This window comes from Tabrizicola sp. TH137 (assembly GCF_002855575.1).
Lineage (GTDB): Bacteria > Pseudomonadota > Alphaproteobacteria > Rhodobacterales > Rhodobacteraceae > Paragemmobacter.
In genome coordinates, this window is record NZ_PKRQ01000006.1 from 145074 (window position 1) to 161427 (window position 16354).

18 protein-coding genes are annotated in these 16354 nt (G+C 65.6%); 15 read left to right on the forward strand and 3 right to left on the reverse strand.

Annotated features, from left to right (window positions below; all coding sequences use genetic code 11):
* Window positions 1-3: 3 nt before the first annotated feature.
* A complete protein-coding gene (locus tag C0V75_RS17480) occupies window positions 4-1296 on the reverse strand; it encodes an adenylosuccinate synthase (RefSeq protein ID WP_101922256.1) in 1293 nt (430 codons plus the stop codon).
* Window positions 1297-1477: 181 nt separating this feature from the next.
* On the opposite strand from C0V75_RS17480, the gene C0V75_RS17485 reads away from it, so the two are divergent.
* The 3 genes from C0V75_RS17485 to C0V75_RS17495 all read left to right on the forward strand — a co-directional run bounded on the left by C0V75_RS17485 (window position 1478) and on the right by C0V75_RS17495 (window position 4120).
* The gene (locus tag C0V75_RS17485) at window positions 1478-1867 is read left to right on the forward strand and encodes a VOC family protein (protein WP_101922257.1); all 390 of its coding nucleotides are present in this window, start codon (window positions 1478-1480) and stop codon (window positions 1865-1867) included.
* 67 nt (window positions 1868-1934) lie between these two features.
* Entirely contained in the window at window positions 1935-2318 is a 384-nt protein-coding gene (gene secG, locus C0V75_RS17490) for a preprotein translocase subunit SecG (protein ID WP_101922258.1), read from the forward strand.
* A 158-nt stretch (window positions 2319-2476) separates the two neighbouring features.
* A complete protein-coding gene (locus C0V75_RS17495; RefSeq protein WP_101922259.1) occupies window positions 2477-4120 on the forward strand; it encodes a CTP synthase in 1644 nt (547 codons plus the stop codon).
* Between the two features lie 118 nt (window positions 4121-4238).
* On the opposite strand, the gene C0V75_RS17500 is transcribed toward C0V75_RS17495, so the two are convergent.
* Together C0V75_RS17500 and C0V75_RS17505 are read right to left on the reverse strand one after the other, a co-directional pair.
* On the reverse strand, window positions 4239-4517 hold the full coding sequence (locus C0V75_RS17500; protein ID WP_101922260.1) for a helix-turn-helix domain-containing protein: 279 nt from the start codon (window positions 4515-4517) through the stop codon (window positions 4239-4241).
* Entirely contained in the window at window positions 4517-4837 is a 321-nt protein-coding gene (locus tag C0V75_RS17505; protein WP_101922261.1) for a type II toxin-antitoxin system RelE/ParE family toxin, read from the reverse strand. The genes C0V75_RS17500 and C0V75_RS17505 overlap by 1 nt, the downstream gene beginning before the upstream one ends.
* 149 nt (window positions 4838-4986) lie before the next feature.
* On the opposite strand from C0V75_RS17505, the gene rlmJ reads away from it, so the two are divergent.
* The 12 genes from rlmJ to C0V75_RS17565 all read left to right on the forward strand — a co-directional run bounded on the left by rlmJ (window position 4987) and on the right by C0V75_RS17565 (window position 16327).
* A complete protein-coding gene (gene rlmJ / locus C0V75_RS17510) occupies window positions 4987-5772 on the forward strand; it encodes a 23S rRNA (adenine(2030)-N(6))-methyltransferase RlmJ (RefSeq protein WP_101922262.1) in 786 nt (261 codons plus the stop codon).
* The gene (locus C0V75_RS17515) at window positions 5765-6661 is read left to right on the forward strand and encodes a PhzF family phenazine biosynthesis protein (protein WP_101922263.1); all 897 of its coding nucleotides are present in this window, start codon (window positions 5765-5767) and stop codon (window positions 6659-6661) included. Before rlmJ ends, C0V75_RS17515 begins: the two co-directional genes overlap by 8 nt.
* Window positions 6662-6706: 45 nt before the next feature.
* Window positions 6707-7144 carry a TerB family tellurite resistance protein gene (locus tag C0V75_RS17520; RefSeq protein WP_101922264.1) on the forward strand — a complete coding sequence of 146 codons (438 nt, stop codon included), beginning with the start codon at window positions 6707-6709 and terminating at the stop codon, window positions 7142-7144.
* On the forward strand, window positions 7141-7908 hold the full coding sequence (locus C0V75_RS17525) for a phosphate/phosphite/phosphonate ABC transporter substrate-binding protein (RefSeq protein WP_101922265.1): 768 nt from the start codon (window positions 7141-7143) through the stop codon (window positions 7906-7908). Before C0V75_RS17520 ends, C0V75_RS17525 begins: the two co-directional genes overlap by 4 nt.
* 115 nt (window positions 7909-8023) lie before the next feature.
* Window positions 8024-8803 carry an ABC transporter ATP-binding protein gene (locus tag C0V75_RS17530; protein WP_173861095.1) on the forward strand — a complete coding sequence of 260 codons (780 nt, stop codon included), beginning with the start codon at window positions 8024-8026 and terminating at the stop codon, window positions 8801-8803.
* A gap of 48 nt (window positions 8804-8851) precedes the next feature.
* On the forward strand, window positions 8852-9583 hold the full coding sequence (locus C0V75_RS17535; protein ID WP_101922267.1) for a transporter substrate-binding domain-containing protein: 732 nt from the start codon (window positions 8852-8854) through the stop codon (window positions 9581-9583).
* Window positions 9584-9623: 40 nt separating this feature from the next.
* Window positions 9624-10508 carry an ABC transporter permease gene (locus C0V75_RS17540; protein ID WP_101922268.1) on the forward strand — a complete coding sequence of 295 codons (885 nt, stop codon included), beginning with the start codon at window positions 9624-9626 and terminating at the stop codon, window positions 10506-10508.
* A gap of 10 nt (window positions 10509-10518) precedes the next feature.
* Window positions 10519-11346 (forward strand): ABC transporter permease, encoded by an 828-nt coding sequence (locus C0V75_RS17545; protein ID WP_101922467.1) that lies wholly within the window; start codon window positions 10519-10521, stop codon window positions 11344-11346.
* 147 nt (window positions 11347-11493) lie between these two features.
* A complete protein-coding gene (locus tag C0V75_RS17550) occupies window positions 11494-12831 on the forward strand; it encodes a glutamine synthetase family protein (protein WP_101922468.1) in 1338 nt (445 codons plus the stop codon).
* Between the two features lie 111 nt (window positions 12832-12942).
* The gene (locus tag C0V75_RS17555) at window positions 12943-13623 is read left to right on the forward strand and encodes a type 1 glutamine amidotransferase (RefSeq protein ID WP_101922269.1); all 681 of its coding nucleotides are present in this window, start codon (window positions 12943-12945) and stop codon (window positions 13621-13623) included.
* A 41-nt stretch (window positions 13624-13664) separates the two neighbouring features.
* Window positions 13665-15020: a glutamine synthetase family protein gene (locus C0V75_RS17560; protein WP_101922270.1), complete on the forward strand. Its 1356-nt coding sequence runs from the start codon at window positions 13665-13667 to the stop codon at window positions 15018-15020.
* A 5-nt stretch (window positions 15021-15025) separates the two neighbouring features.
* Window positions 15026-16327 carry an FAD-binding oxidoreductase gene (locus C0V75_RS17565; protein WP_101922469.1) on the forward strand — a complete coding sequence of 434 codons (1302 nt, stop codon included), beginning with the start codon at window positions 15026-15028 and terminating at the stop codon, window positions 16325-16327.
* Window positions 16328-16354: the final 27 nt, after the last annotated feature.

Genomic DNA, 16354 nt, shown 5'->3' on the forward strand with positions numbered 1-16354 from the left:
TCCTCAATCGGCGAAGGGGTCCGTCACGAGGATGGTGTCATCGCGTTCCGGCGAGGTGGAAAGTAGGGCGACCGGGCATTGGATCAATTCCTCAATCCGGCGCACATATTTGATCGCCGCCCCCGGCAGGTCGGCCCAGGACCGGGCGCCTGCGGTGGATTCGGACCAGCCTTCCATCTCTTCGTAGATCGGGGTCACGCGGGCCTGAAGATTGGCGGCGGTGGGCAGGTAGTCGAGTTTTTCGCCGTCCAGTTCATAGCCGGTGCAGATGCGCAGCGTCTGGAACCCGTCCAGCACGTCGAGTTTCGTCAGTGCGATGCCCGACACGCCCGAGGTGGCGCAGGTCTGGCGGACCAGCACCGCATCGAACCAGCCGCAGCGCCGCTTGCGCCCCGTCACGGTGCCGAATTCATGGCCGCGTTGGCCCAGCCGTTCGCCGTCGGCATCGAAGAGTTCCGTCGGGAAGGGGCCTTCGCCGACACGGGTGGTATAGGCCTTGACGATGCCGAGGACGAAATCCACCGCCGTAGGGCCGAGGCCGGTGCCGGTGGCCGCCATGCCGGCCAGCGTGTTGGAGGAGGTGACATAGGGGTAGGTGCCGAAATCCACGTCGAGGAGCGCGCCCTGCGCCCCTTCGAAGAGGATGCGCTTGCCCGCGCGCCGTGCCTCGGTCAGCACCTTCCAGACGGGCTTGGCATAGGGCAGGATCTTCGGCGCGACATCGAGGAGTTGCGCCTTCAGCGCGGCGGGGTCGATCGGATCAAGGCCAAGCCCTGCCCGCAGCGCGTTGTGATGGGTGAGCAGGCGGCCGATGCGCAGATCGAGCGTCGCCTCATCGGCGAGGTCCGCCACCCGGACGGTGCGGCGGCCGACCTTGTCTTCATAGGCGGGGCCGATGCCGCGCCCGGTGGTGCCGATCTTGGCCACGCCCACCTGCCCTTCTCGGGCGCGGTCCAGCTCGCCATGAACGGGCAGGATGAGGGGGGTGTTTTCGGCGATCAGCAGGTTGTCGGGGTTCACGTCCACGCTCTGCCCGCGCAGTTTCTCGATCTCGGACAGAAGCGCCCAGGGATCAAGCACCACGCCATTGCCGATGACCGACAGCTTGCCGCCGCGCACGATGCCCGAGGGCAGGAGCGAGAGCTTGTAGACATTGCCGTCGATGACAAGGGTATGGCCCGCATTATGCCCGCCCTGGAAGCGGGCGACGATATCGGCGCGTTCGGACAGCCAATCGACGATCTTGCCCTTGCCTTCGTCGCCCCATTGGGCGCCCACGACCACAACATTTGCCATCGGGACTGTCCTTTTCGGTCCGGTGAAACCGTGCGTCCTATAGCGGGGCGCGGGGGGGATGGAAACGGGGAAATGGTCGCGCCGCCCGCGAGGCGGGCCAAATTCGTTCGAACGAATTTGCAAATTTCTTCGAAGAAATTTGTGCCTTGCGGCAGGGCGCGCGGGGCGGCAGGGTTGGGGGATGTTCCTTTACATCACGCTTGGCACGAATGATCTGGCGCGGGCGACGCGCTTTTATGACCCGGTGATGGGGGCGCTTGGGCTGGCGCGCCTGCGCACGCTGGAGGATGAGATCGGCTATGCCGCGCCGGGGGACAGCCGCTGCCGTCTCTGGGTGACGCGGCCTTTCGACGGCAAGCCTGCAACGGTGGGCAACGGGTCGATGCCCGCGCTGGTGGCGGATACGCGGGCGGCGGTGGATGCCTTTCACCGCGCCGCGCTGGCGCATGGCGGAACCGATGAGGGCGCGCCGGGGCTGCGGCCCTTTGGCCCGTCCTTCTATGCCTGCTATGTGCGCGATCCGGACGGCAACAAGCTGTCGGCGGTCTGCGAGGGGCTGCCTGCGGGGTGACGCGCCCACTTGCGCGCCTTGGCCCTTGCGCCTAGATAGGCGCGTCAGATCGCGGAAAGCCTGCCTAATGGAAAATGTCGTCCTTACCATCCACCTGATCCTTGCGCTGCTGCTGGTCGGCGTCGTGCTGCTCCAGCGGTCGGAAGGGGGCGGGCTTGGCATGGGGGGTGGCAATTCCGTGATGACGGGGCGCGGCACGACGACCGCGCTGCAAAAGCTGACCTGGCTTTTCGCCGTCTGCTTCATCATCACCTCGCTGACGCTGACCTATTTCGCGGCCCAGGGGGCCGGTGGCGGATCGGTGATCGACCAGATCGGGGCGGATGCGCCCGCGCCGGCCGAAGGGGAGGCGCCGCTGGGCTCTGACCTGCTGCCGCCCGCGCCGGCGGATGCACCGCTGACGCCGCCTGCGGCCGATGCCCCGGCAACCCCGCCCGCGGCCAACGACTGACCACCACGTATTGACGCGAAAGCCACGGGATGGCCTGCATCTTGCGGTCCGGTTGCAAGCCGGGCCGAGGTCGGGTAAGGCTTGACTCCCGTGATGGTGCGATTCCCCGGCGGGTTTCACATCGCCCCCTTTGACATGACATCACGGGAGATCCGACCTTGGCGCGCTATATCTTCATCACCGGCGGCGTGGTGTCCTCGCTTGGCAAGGGGCTGGCTTCGGCGGCGCTTGGGGCGCTGTTGCAGGCGCGGGGCTATACGGTGCGATTGCGCAAGCTTGACCCCTATCTGAATGTCGATCCCGGCACGATGTCGCCTTTCGAGCATGGCGAGGTCTTCGTGACCGATGACGGGGCGGAGACCGACCTCGACCTCGGGCATTACGAACGCTTTACCGGGGTCAGCGCGCGGACGACCGACAGCATCTCGTCGGGGCGCATCTATTCCAATGTGCTGGAGAAGGAGCGGCGGGGGGATTACCTCGGCAAGACGATCCAGGTCATTCCACACGTAACGAATGAGATCAAGAATTTCCTGAAGATCGGGGATGACGAGGTCGATTTCATGCTGTGCGAGATCGGCGGCACGGTGGGGGATATCGAAGGGTTGCCCTTCTTCGAAGCCATCCGCCAGTTCATCCATGAACGCCCGCGCGGCCAGTCGATCCTGATGCATCTGACTCTGCTGCCCTATCTTTCGGCCAGTGGCGAGTTGAAGACCAAGCCGACGCAGCATTCGGTGAAGGAATTGCAGTCGATCGGTCTGGCACCCGATGTGCTGGTCTGCCGTTCGGAGCATCCGATCCCCGAGAAGGAGCGCGAGAAGATCGCGCTGTTCTGCAATGTGCGGAAGGAGGCGGTGATCCCCGCCTATGACCTGAAGACGATCTATGAGGCGCCGCTGGCCTATCACCGGGCGGGGCTGGATCAGGCGGTGCTGGATGCCTTTGGCATCACGCCGGCGCCGAAGCCCAATCTGGCGCGCTGGGAGGACGTGATGGACCGCATCACCCATCCGGAGGGCGAGGTGCGGGTGGCCATCGTGGGGAAGTACACGCAGCTGGAAGATGCCTACAAGTCGATCGCCGAGGCGCTGGCCCATGGCGGGATGGCGAACCGGACGAAGGTGCGGGCGGAGTGGATCGACGCCGAGATTTTCGAGCGGGAAGACCCGGCGCCCTGGCTGGAGAATTTCCACGCGATCCTCGTGCCCGGCGGGTTCGGGGAACGGGGGACGGAAGGCAAGATCAAGGCCGCGCAATTCGCGCGGGAGAAGAAGATCCCCTATCTGGGCATCTGCCTGGGGATGCAGATGGCGGTGATCGAGGCGGCGCGGAACCTGGTCGGGCTGGCCAATGCCGGGTCGGAGGAATTCGACCACGAGGCGGGGGCGAAGCGGTTCACCCCGGTCGTCTATCACCTGAAGGAATGGGTGCAGGGCAACCATGTCGTCGCGCGCAAGGTGACGGATGACAAGGGCGGCACGATGCGGCTGGGGGCCTATACGGCGCATCTGAAGGACGGGTCGCGGGTCGCTTCGGTCTATGGCGACACGGTGATCGAAGAGCGGCACCGGCATCGCTATGAGGTGGATATCCAGTATCGCGACAAGCTGGAGAGCTGCGGGCTGATCTTTTCGGGCATGTCGCCCGATGGTCGGCTGCCCGAGATCGTGGAGGTGAAGGATCACCCCTGGTTCATCGGCGTGCAGTTCCACCCGGAGCTGAAGTCGAAACCCTTCGCGCCGCATCCGCTGTTTGCCGATTTCGTGCGGGCGGCGGTGGAGGTGAGCCGGCTGGTGTGAGGCGAAATCTGACGCAGATTTCGCGTCGTTTTCTGCACGCAGAAAACGCTGTCGCGCCGGGGGCCCGGAATTTGCGTCAAATTCCGGCGCGTTTCCTGCGTCAGGAAACGCCTTGCCGTCAGATCATCTCGATCTTCAGCCGCTTGCCCAGCGCGCGGGCGTATTTCTGCAAGGTTTCGACCGTGGGCGAGACCCGCCCGCTTTCCAGCCGCGCGATGGCGGATTGCGTGGTCCCCATGCGTTCGGCGAGTTCCGCCTGCGTGACCCCGCTCTCCGCCCGCGCGCGGATCATCGCCTCGAGCGCGGCGTATTCCTCCACCGCGGCGTCATAGGCGCGGGCGGCTTCGGGATCGGCCAGAAGACGCGCCTTCAGTTCGGCAAAGGGTATCGTCGGCATCAGTCAATATCCTTCATGCGTTGACGGGCCAGTTCGATCCTGCGTGGCGGGGTTGCCTGACTTTTCTTCACGAAGACATGCAGGACGATCAGGCGGCGACCCTGCCGGGTGACGTAGAACCCGCGTGCGATTCCTTCTGCTGCGATCACCCGCATCTCCCAAAGCTTTCCGTCGATCTGCCGCCCATGCGGTGCGGAGAGGGCGGCGATTCCATAGTCCTCGACCAAGGCGATCAGGCGGAGCATCCGGCCACGCAGCCCCGGTGGCAGGTCGGCCAATTCCTGCGCAGCCATCGGCACGAGTTCCACCACCCATCGCATCTTCGCTATATACCCTTCACGCTATATCCGTCAATCCCGCTGCCGCATCCTCGCGCGGCAGCGTTAACGGGGGGTGAAGGCCCCTGCCCTGCGCCTCGGGCGCGGGCGGGCGGCTTGCGCGGGGGCGGGGTTCCGGGTTAGGCGGGGGGATGCTTTCCTATCAGCACAGCTATCACGCGGGGAACCTGGCCGATGTGCAGAAGCACACGCTTCTGGCATGGACGCTCGACTACCTGACGCAGAAGGACAAGCCTCTGACCTATATCGAAACTCATGCGGGGCGCGGGCTTTACGATCTGGCGGGGCTTGAGGCGGAAAAGACGGGCGAGGCGGCGCAGGGCATCGCGCGGCTGGAGGCGGGGTTTGCGGCCGATCATCCCTATCGCCGCTCGCTGGCGGGGGTGCGGGCGATGCATGACGCGCGGGCCTATCCGGGGTCGCCCCTTCTGGCGGCGATGGGGCTGCGCGAGAGCGACGTGATGCATCTGGCAGAGTTGCATCCGCAGGAACATGCGGCGCTGGCGGCGCTGTTGGCCCCGTGGGGCGCGCATGTGCAAAAGCGCGACGGGTTCGAGATGGCGCTGGCCATCACGCCGCCGACGCCGCGGCGGGGGATGCTGCTGATCGACCCGTCCTATGAGGTGAAGGCGGATTATCAGACGATCCCAAAAGTCATCGGTCAGGTGGCGCGGAAGTGGAATGTGGGGATCATCGCGCTGTGGTATCCGATCCTGACGGATGGCCTGCATGAGGGGATGCTGCGCGCCCTGATGGCGGCGCATCCCGAGGCGCTGCGGCATGAATTGCGGTTTCCGCCCGTGCGCGACGGGCACCGGATGGTGGGATCGGGGATCTGGATGCTGAACCCGCCCTTCGGGATCGAGGCGGAATGCGCGCGGCTGGATGCGCTGTTCAAGGGGCTGGGCCATGCTTGAGTTCCGCACGCTGGATGTGTTCACAACCCGGCCCTTTACGGGCAATCCGCTGGCGGTGGTGCTGGGGGCGGATGGGCTGAACACGGCGCAGATGCAGACCATCGCGCGGGAATTCAACCTGTCGGAGACGATCTTCGTGATGGCCCCGCGCGATCCCGCCCACCGGGCGCGGGTGCGGATCTTCTTTCCGACGGCAGAGATTCCCTTTGCCGGCCATCCCACCATCGGCTGTGCGGTTCTGCTGGCCGGGATGGATGCCGGGGACGGGGATTTCGAGGCACATCTGGTGCTGGAGGAAGAGGTGGGGCTGGTGCCTGTCACTGTCTGGCGCAGGGGCGGCGTGACGGAGGCCGAGTTCACCGCGCCCGTAATCCCGCATGGGACGGAGGGGCGGGTGCATCCCGCCTTGGCCGATGCGCTGGGGCTGATGCCGGATGAAATCGGCTTTGGCGCGCATCGGCCGGGGGTCTGGCAGGGCGGGCCGCGGTTCCTTTACGTGCCGGTGGCCTCGCTGGAGGTGCTGGCCCGGGCGCGGGCGATGCAGCCGCATTGGGATGCGGTGATGGCGGCGGCGGGGGTGGACAGCGCCTATCTTTATACCCCCGGCACGGATTGCGATTTCCGGGCGCGGATGTTTTCGCCGACGGCAGGGATACCCGAAGACCCCGCGACAGGGTCGGCGACGGCGATCCTTGCGGCGCAATTGGCTGCCAGCGGGGCGCTGGCCGAGGGCGCGACGCGGTTCCATCTGCGGCAGGGGGTGGAGATGGGGCGGGCCTCCGACCTGTACATGACGGTGGAGGTTGAGGGCGATGCCCTCCGCGCCGTGCGCATCCGGGGTGCGGCGGTGCCGCTCTCGGAAGGGCGCATCGCGATCCCGCAGGCGTGACGCGCGCGCCCTTGCCGCGGGCGCGGCGGGTGATACTCTTCCCCCATGCTGCAAGCCATCCTTCGCGCGCTGAGCGCACCCGAACCCGCCCGCCTGCCCGAACCCGATGCGCGCCTCGCCTTGGCTGCGCTGCTGGTGCGGGTGGCGAAGACCGATGGACTCTACTCTGCCGAGGAGGTGGAGCGGATCGACCGCATCCTGATGGCGCATCACGGGCTTGGCCCTTTCGAGGCGGCAAAGCTGCGCAGCGAGGCGGAGGACCTTGAGGCGGTGGCGCCGGATACGGTGCGCTTTACCCGCGCGCTGAAGACGGCGACGGCGCTGGAGGACCGGGCCGCGCTGATGGAGGCGCTGTGGAAAGTGGCGCTGGCGGATGGCATCCGTGACGCAGAGGAGGATCGGCTGCTGCGCATGGTCGCCTCGCTTCTGGGCCTGACGGATGTGGAATCGGGGCTGGCCCGGCAGAGGGCCGAACGGGGATGATCGCGTCCTTGCCGATGTATGACCGCCCGGAACTGCGGGCGGAGACGGATCGCTACTGGGCGCTGATCCGCGAGGAACTGGCGGCGCGCGGGATCGCCGCGCCAGAAGGCTTGCGCCGGGGTGATGCGGTGCTGATGCCGCAATGGGAAGACCCCGGGCTGATCCTGTCGCAGACCTGCGGCTTTCCCTATCGCGCGCGGCTGCACGGGCGGGTGCAACTGGTCGGCACGCCGGATTTCAGGAATGAGGGCTGCGCGCCGGGATTTTATCGGTCGGTGCTGATCGCGCGGGCGGATGATCCGCGCGGGGAATTCGCGGCCTTCGACGGGGCGCGGATCGCCTATAATGACGGGCTGTCGCAATCGGGCTGGGCCGCGCCGATCAACCATGCGGCGGCGCGGGGCATTCGCCTGCTGCCGGGGGTGGAGACGGGGTCGCATCGCGCGTCCTTCCTTGCCGTGGCCGAGGGGCGGGCGGACCTGGCGGCCATCGACGCGCTGACCTGGGCCTTGATCTCGGAATTCGAGGATGTGTCGGGCGTCAAGGTGGTGGGGGCGACCGATCCCACCCCTGCCCTGCCCTATATCACCGCGAAGGGCCGGGATGCGGGGCAAATCTTCGCGGCGGTTGCGGCGGCCATCGCCCGGCTGACGACCGAGGACCGCGCCCGGCTGCGGCTGCGCGGCATCGTGGCGATCCCGGCGGCGGATTACCTCGCGGTGCCCATTCCGCCCGCGCCTGACCAGATCGCGCAGGAAAAGTGATCAAATCGGCGGCGACGGTGCGTCGGCTATACGGAAAGGGCGTTGCATTGCCCCGGTTGATCGGTCTTACTCCGCCCCCACATAAGCCACGATAACAACAAGCCTGCTGCCAACAGTGACATCCAACAGCCCTGACACACCCGTCATCCGCATCCGCAACCTGCACAAGAGCTATGGCTCACTGGAGGTGCTGAAGGGTGTGGACCTGACCGCCCGCAAGGGGCATGTCGTGTCGCTGATCGGGTCGTCGGGATCGGGGAAGTCCACGCTTCTGCGCTGCTGCAACCTGCTGGAAGACAGTCAGGATGGTGAGATCGAATTCGAGGGCGAGGCGGTGCGCTGGAAGGGCACGGGGCCGAACCGCCACCCCGCCGACAAGGCGCAGGTGATGCGGATGCGCACCAACCTTTCCATGGTGTTCCAGCAGTTCAACCTGTGGTCGCACATGACCATCCTTCAGAATGTGATGGAGGCGCCGGTGACGGTGCTGCGTCGCGATCCGAAGGAGGTGGAGGAGAAGGCGCGCGGATACCTTGCCAAGGTGGGCATCGTCGAGAAATGCGAGGCCTGGCCTGCGCAATTGTCAGGCGGGCAGCAGCAGCGGGCGGCGATTGCGCGCGCGCTCTGCATGGAACCCCGCGCGCTTCTGTTCGATGAGCCGACCTCGGCCCTTGATCCGGAGCTGGAGCAGGAGGTGGTGAAGGTCATCAAGGCGCTGGCCGAAGAGGGGCGCACGATGATCCTTGTCACCCATGACATGAAGCTTGCCGCCGATGTGTCGGACCATGTGATCTTCCTGCACAAGGGGAAGATCGAGGAAGAGGGTCCGCCCGATCAGCTTTTCGGAAACCCGCAGACCGAACGGCTGCGCGGTTTCCTGTCCGCCACGGCCTGAGCGCCGGGGCAACCCCACAAGACCAAATCCAACCCTAGGGAGATACTGATGAAGAAGATGATGCTTGCCACCGCGCTGCTGGCGCTGACCGCGGGCGCCTCGCTGGCGCAGGACGTGGTGCGGATCGGCACCGAGGGCGCATACGAGCCCTACAACTACATCGACCAGGCCACCGGCGAGTTGACCGGGTTCGAGATCGAGCTGGGCAACGAGCTGTGCAAGCGCGCGACGCTGAACTGCGAATTCGTGCAGAACGCCTGGGATTCGATCATCCCGAACCTGCAATCGGGCAACTACGACCTGATCATGGCCGGCATGTCGATCACGGCGGAACGGGATGAGGTCATCGACTTCAGCCAGAACTACATTCCCCCGGCCTCGTCGGCCTATCTGGCGCTGACGGCGGATGTGGCCATCGGCGAAGGCGCGGTGATCGCGGCGCAGACCGGCACGATCCAGGCGGGCTATGTGGCGGAATCGGGCGCGACCCTGCTGGAGTTCGCGACGCCGGATGAAACCGTGGCGGCGGTGAAGAATGGCGAGGCGGATGCCGTCTTTGCCGACAAGGACTATCTGGCCCCGATCGCGGCGGATTCGAATGGCGAACTCGTGCTGCTGGCCGAGGAAGTGCAGCTTGGCGGCGGCGTGGGCATCGGCCTGCGCGAGACGGATGCCGAGCTGAAGGACAAGCTGAACGCCGCCATCCAGTCGATGAAGGATGACGGGTCGCTGAATGCGATGATCACCAAGTGGTTCGGCCCCGAAGCCGCGACGTTCTGAGCCAAGGGGGGCGGTCTTCGGGCCGCCCCGTTTCTTTGCCATGTTCGCATATTGCGCCGATCCGAGCCAACTGTCCGGCCTGACCTGGCTGAGTTGCTTCCTGACCACCGGGACGCATTTCAACTTCTACTGGTCCTTCCTGACGGTGCTGATGCTTTTGGCCGTGACGGCGCCCGTCGCGCTGGCCTTCGGTTTTGGCGGGGCGATGGCGGCGCGGTCGCCGCTTCTGCCCGTGTCGATCTTGGGCAAGGTCTATATCGCGGCGGTGCGGGGCGTGCCCGACATCGTCTATTTCCTGTTCTTCGTGATCGCGCTGGATCAGGGCATCGAATGGACGAAGCATCTTTTCGTCTGCGAGGACCTGGCGCAGCCCGTCTGGAACGGGACGGAGTTCCGTGTCTGCCCGGAGGCGAAGGTGCCGCTCGCGACATCCTCGGCCATCTGGCATTCGGCCTATGCCTTTGCGACGGCGGTCTTCACCTATGCGCTGGTCTTCGGGGCCTTTGCGGCCAATGTCCTTTACGGCGCGATGCAGGCGGTGCCGCGCGCGCAGCTTGAAACGGCGGAAGCCTATGGCATGACGCCCCGGCAGGTGTTCCGCCGCGTGCTGGTGCCGCAGATGTGGGTCTATGCGCTGCCGGGCCTGTCGAACCTGTGGCTGATCCTGATCAAGGCGACGCCCTTGCTGTTCCTGCTGGGGATTCAGGACATCGTCTATTGGGCGCGCGAATTGGGCAGCGCCAAGACGAGCGGGAACAACCCCTATCCGCATGGCGATTGGCGGGTGTTCTACTTCCTCGGGCTTCTGGTCTTCTATCTTGCCTTCACGCGGGTATCCGAAGTGGTCCTGGCCCGGCTGACGCAGCGGCTGTCGCATGGGCAGGCCACGCTGGGCGGCGAGCAGTTGCGCAAGGCGGGGGCCTGAGATGGAGCCGATGACCTGCCTTGAAACGATCCAGGCCTATGGGCTTCGGTCCATCGGGATCGGCGAGCGGCTGCTGCCGCGTTCGGATTTCACCCTCTGTCAGCATTTCACGCTGATCGGGTCGGGGCTGATCTGGAACATCTATTTCGGCGTGCTGGCGCTGTTCTTCGGGTTCTTCCTTGCCACCGGTCTTGCCCTGGCCAAGGCGGCGGACTCTCCTTGGCTGCGCAAGCCTGCCGAATGGTTCATCTTCGTCTTCCGGGGATCGCCCCTCTTCATCCAGTTTTTCCTGGCCTACGAGCTTCTGGTGCTGCTGCCCAAGGCCGGGATCAACGTTCTGGGCATCACCATCGAAACGGCCTGGACGACGCGGGCCTGGGCGGGCGCGCTGTTCGTGCTGTTCCTGAACACGGCGGCCTATTCGGCGGAAATCTTCCACGGCGCGCTGAAATCCGTGCCCAAGGGCGATGTGGAGGCGGCCGATGCCTATGGCATCACCGGCTGGTCACGGTTCCGCCGGGTGCTTTGGCCCACCATGCTGCGGCTGGGCTGGCCTGCCTATACGAATGAGGCGATCTTCCTGTTCCACGCGACGACGCTGGTCTTCTTTTCGGGCTTCCCGGCGTTTCAGCAGAAGGGCGACGCGCTCTATTACGCGAATTATTTCGCCGACAAGACCTTCAACCCCTTCATCCCCTATCCCATCGTGGGCTTCTATTTCATCTGCCTGACGCTGCTTTTGATCTGGGTTTTCGGCCTGATCAACCGCCGTCTGAACCGCCATCTGCCATCCAACATGCGCGGCAGAATCCGCTTGCGTCCGCAGGTGATCCGATAGTAGCCTAGATTTGATCAAATTCCCCGGCACAGCGCGCCGGGTCTGCCGAACAGGGCGGCGCAGGGCATGGGGCCCGGTGGACATGGGATCGAACACAGGGGAAAGACCGGGGCCGGGCCTATGCTCCCCCGTCTGGTGAAAACGATGATGAAGGATTGGCTGAGGAAGCATCCGGACGTGCGGACCATCCGCGTGGCCGCGGTTGACCTGAACGGTCAGGCGCGCGGCAAGCGGATTCCGGCGCGCTTTGCAGAGAATGTGGTGAAGAACGGGACGCGGTTCCCGTTTTCCGTCCTGAACCTGGACATCTGGGGCGAGGATATCGACGACAGCCCGCTGGTGTTCGAGCAGGGCGATCAGGATGGTGTGTTGAAACCGACCGAGCGGGGCTTCATGCCCATGCCCTGGCTAGAGGCGCCGACGGCGCTGCTGCCGATCTGGATGTTCCGCGAGAATGGCACGCCCTATGAGGGCGATCCCCGCCACGCGCTGCGCGCGGTGGTGGAGAAGTTCAAGGAACGCGGCCTGACGCCCGTGGTGGCGATGGAGCTGGAATTCTTCCTGATCGACGACAGCGGCAAGACCTTGCAGGTGCCGCCCTCGCCCCGGTCGGGCAAGCGGCGGAAGGCGGCGGAGACGCTGTCGATCCGGGCGCTGGATGCGTTTGACAGCTTTTTCACCGATCTCTACGACGCCTGCGAGGCGATGGACATTCCCGCCGACACGACCACGTCGGAAACCGGCCTTGGCCAGTTCGAAGTCAACCTGATGCATTGCGACGATCCGCTGCGGGCCGCCGATGATGCCTGGCTCTTCAAGATGCTGGTGAAGGGTCTGGCGCGGCGGCACGGCTTTGCGGCGTCCTTCATGGCAAAGCCCTATCCGGAATATTCCGGATCGGGCCTGCACACGCATTTCAGCCTGATCGACGAAGATGGGCGGAACGTCTTCGATTCGGGCGGTCCGAAGGGGACGGCGACGCTGCGGTCGGCCGTGGCGGGCTGCCTGAACGCGATGCATGACAGCACGCTGATCTTCGCGCCGCATCAGAACAGCTATGAGCGGCTGGTGCCGGGGAAACATGCGCCCACGGCAATCTGCTGGGGCTATGAGAACCGCACGGGCGCGATCCGGATTCCGGCGGGCAACCCGTCGGCGCGGCGGATCGAGCATCGCGTGGCGGGGGGGGACGTGAACCCCTACCTGATGCTGGCCGCCATCCTTGGCGCGGCGCTGGACGGGATCACCCAGGCGATGGAACCGCCGCCGCCGATCACCGGGAACGCCTATGCGATGGAGGATCTGCCGCAGATCCCGGCAACATGGGAAGGCGCGATCGAGGCGCTGGAACACAGCCAGATCGTTTCGCGCTTCATCCATCCCGAGCTGATCAAGAACCTGATCCAGACCAAGCGTCAGGAACTGCATTACATCGGCGAGCTGAGCGAAAGCGAGCGGGTGGAACTCTATCTCGACACGGTCTGAGCGGGGGCGAAGAATTTTCATCCGAAAATTCTTCGCGCCACGCTTGCGGCGCGGCCCTTGCCAGAGGGCGGGGGGCGCGCCTAGCTTGAACGAAACGGCGGATGGAACCAGATGCGGATCGGCATCCTTCAGACCGGCCTCGCGCCCGAGGCACTTGCCCCCGAAATGGGGGATTACCCCGACATGTTCGCGCGCCTGCTGGACGGGCACGGCTTCACCTTCCGGACCTGGAAGGTGGTGGAGGAGGAGTTTCCCTCCGACGTGCATCAGGCCGATGGCTGGCTGATCACCGGATCGCGGCACGGGGTCTATGAGGATCATCCCTGGATCCCGCCGCTGGAGCAGTTCATCCGCGACGCCTTTGCCGCGCGGGTGCCGGTGGTGGGCATCTGCTTTGGCCATCAGATCGTGGCGCAGGCGATGGGCGGCAAGGTGGAGCGCTATGCCGGCGGCTGGGCCGTGGGCGCGACGGAATATGATTTCGGCGGCGAGACCTTGCGCCTGAACGCCTGGCACCGCGATCAGGTGGTGCAGGCCCCGGCCGGGGCGACGGTAATCGCGACGAACGCGTTCTGCGCCAATGCGGCGCTTCTCTACGATGACCGCGCCTTGACGGTGCAGGCCCATCCCGAATTCCGCCCCGAATTCGTCGATGGGTTGATGCGGACGCGGGGCAAGGGCCTGGTGCCAGACGAGGTGATGGCCGAGGCCGCCGCCAAGCTGGACCTTCCCATTCAGGACAAGACCATGGCGGGACGCATTGCCGCCTTCTTCAAGGAGCCGCGCGCCTGATCCCGGGCGGCGCGGGCAACCCAAAACCGATAGTGTGACACATGTCCAAATGGACCGAGAAACTGCCCGAAGCCGCCCGCGACTGGATTGCCGGACGCCGCGTCGATGAAGTGGAATGCATCATCGGCGACATTGCCGGGGTGGCGCGGGGCAAGGCGATGCCCGCCTCGAAATTCGCCAAGCAGACCAGCTATTTTCTGCCCAACTCCATCTTCCTTCAGACGATCACGGGGGAATGGGCGGACAATCCGACCGGGTCCTTCACCGAACCCGACATGATCCTCGTGCCCGACTTCGCCACGGCCACGGCCGCGCCCTGGACGGCGGATGTGACCTTGCAGGTGATCCATGACGCGCAGGATCAGGCCGGCAACCCCGTCCCCACCGCACCGCGCAACGTGCTGAAGCGGATCGTGCAGCTTTACAACGCCGAAGGCTGGCAGCCCATCGTCGCGCCCGAGATGGAATTCTTCCTCGTCGCGCGCAACATCGACCCGAACATGCCGATCATCCCGCCGATGGGCCGGTCGGGCCGCCGCGCGGCGGGCAAGCAGGCCTATTCGATGAGCGCGGTGGACGAATACGGCAAGGTCATCGACGATATCTACGATTTCGCCGAGGCGCAGGGGTTCGAGATCGACGGCATCCTTCAGGAAGGCGGGGCGGGGCAGATCGAGATCAACCTCGCCCATGGCGACCCCGTGGCGCTGGCCGACGAGATCTTCTTCTTCAAGCGGCTGATCCGCGAGGCGGCGCTGCGGCATGACTGTTTCGCCACTTTCATGGCCAAGCCCATCGAAGGGGAGCCCGGATCGGCCATGCATATCCACCATTCGGTGGTGGACATGAAGACGGGCAAGAACATCTTTTCCGACCGGAAGGGGGGCGAGACACCGGAATTCCTGCATTTCATCGCCGGGATGCAGACCCATCTGCCCGCCGCCGTGGCCCTGCTGGCGCCTTACGTGAACAGCTATCGCCGCTATGTCCCCGACTTTGCCGCGCCCATCAATCTGGAATGGGGCCGCGACAACCGCACCACGGGGCTGCGCGTGCCGATTTCGGGGCCCGAGGCGCGGCGGCTGGAAAACCGCCTCGCCGGGATGGACTGCAACCCCTATCTGGGGATCGCGGCCAGCCTGGCCTGCGGGTATCTCGGCCTGAAGGCGGGCAAGATGCCGCGCGCGGAATGCACCGAGGATGCCTATAACATGGATTCCGACCTGCCCTACAATCTGGGCGATGCGCTGGACCTGCTGGAAGAGGATGCTGCGCTGCGCGAGGTGCTGGGGGTGGAGTTCTGCAATGTCTATGACAGCGTGAAGCGGAACGAATACAAGGAGTTCTTGCAGGTCATCAGCCCGTGGGAACGGGAGCATCTGCTGCTGAACGTCTGATGCCCATGAACCTGCTGCACGCCAATGACCGGGCGGGGGAATATCCCCCGTCCTATTACGCGGCCACACGCGCCGAATTCGCCCCCCTCCCCCCGTTGCAGGGTTCGGTGCGGTCCGATGTCTGCGTCGTAGGGGGCGGCTATACCGGCCTTTCGGCCGCGCTGCATCTGGCCCAGCGCGGGCTGAAGGTCGTGCTGCTGGAGGCGCATCGCGTGGGCTTTGGTGCCTCGGGGCGCAATGGCGGGCAGGTGGGCAGCGGGCAGCGGCTGGATCAGGATGCGCTGGAGGCGGCGGTTGGTCTGGCGGATGCGAAGAAGCTGTGGGATTTCGCGCAAGAGGCGAAGGACATGGTGCGCGGGCTGATCGCGGAGCATGACATGCCGGTGCGGTTTCACCCCGGCATTGCCCATGCCTGCTGGCATGAGGGAGAGGCGCGGGATGCGGCGCGCTATGCCGAAAAGCTGCGCCGCGATTACGGCTATGATCAACTGGAACCGCTGTCGCGCGAGGCAATCGGGCGGCTGATCCCGTCGGGGGTCTTTGCGGGGGGCGAGATGGACCGGGGCGCGGGCCATGTGCATCCGCTCAACTACGCGATCGGTCTGGCGCGCGCCGCGCAGGCGGCGGGGGCGGTGATCCATGAGGCGTCGGAGGTGACGGGCATCGCCCATGGCGCGACACCGGTGGTGCGGACGGCGGGGGGGCAGGTGACCTGCGATCATCTGATCCTGGCCTGCAATGGCTATCTGGGCGGGCTGGAGCCGCAGGTGGCCGCCCGCGTCATGCCGATCAACAATTTCATCGTCGCAACCGAACCCCTGGGCGACCGGGCGAAGGAAGTTCTGACCGAACCCGTCGCGGTGGCGGATACCAAATTCGTGGTGAATTACTGGCGGCTGTCGGAGGATAACCGCCTGCTCTTCGGCGGTGGCGAAAGCTATGGCTACCGCTTCCCGGATATCATCCGGACGGTGCGCAAGCCGATGCTGGAGGTCTATCCCGCCCTGCGGGATGTGAGGATCGACCATGCCTGGGGCGGCACGCTGGCCATCACCATGACCCGCAACCCCTGTTTCCTGCGGGTGGCGCCGAATGTGCTGTCGGCCTCGGGCTATTCGGGGCATGGCGTGGCGCTGGCCACGCTCGCAGGCCGCATCCTGGCCGAGGCGGTGGCCGGGCAGGCGGAACGCTTCGACCTGATCGCGAAACTGCCCACGCCGCGCTTTCCCGGCGGGGTGGCCCTGCGCTGGCCATTGCTAGTGCTTGCGATGACCTGGTATTCCATGCGCGACAGGTTGGGCCTCTGATCCCCACCCTCGGCGGTTTCCCGCCCT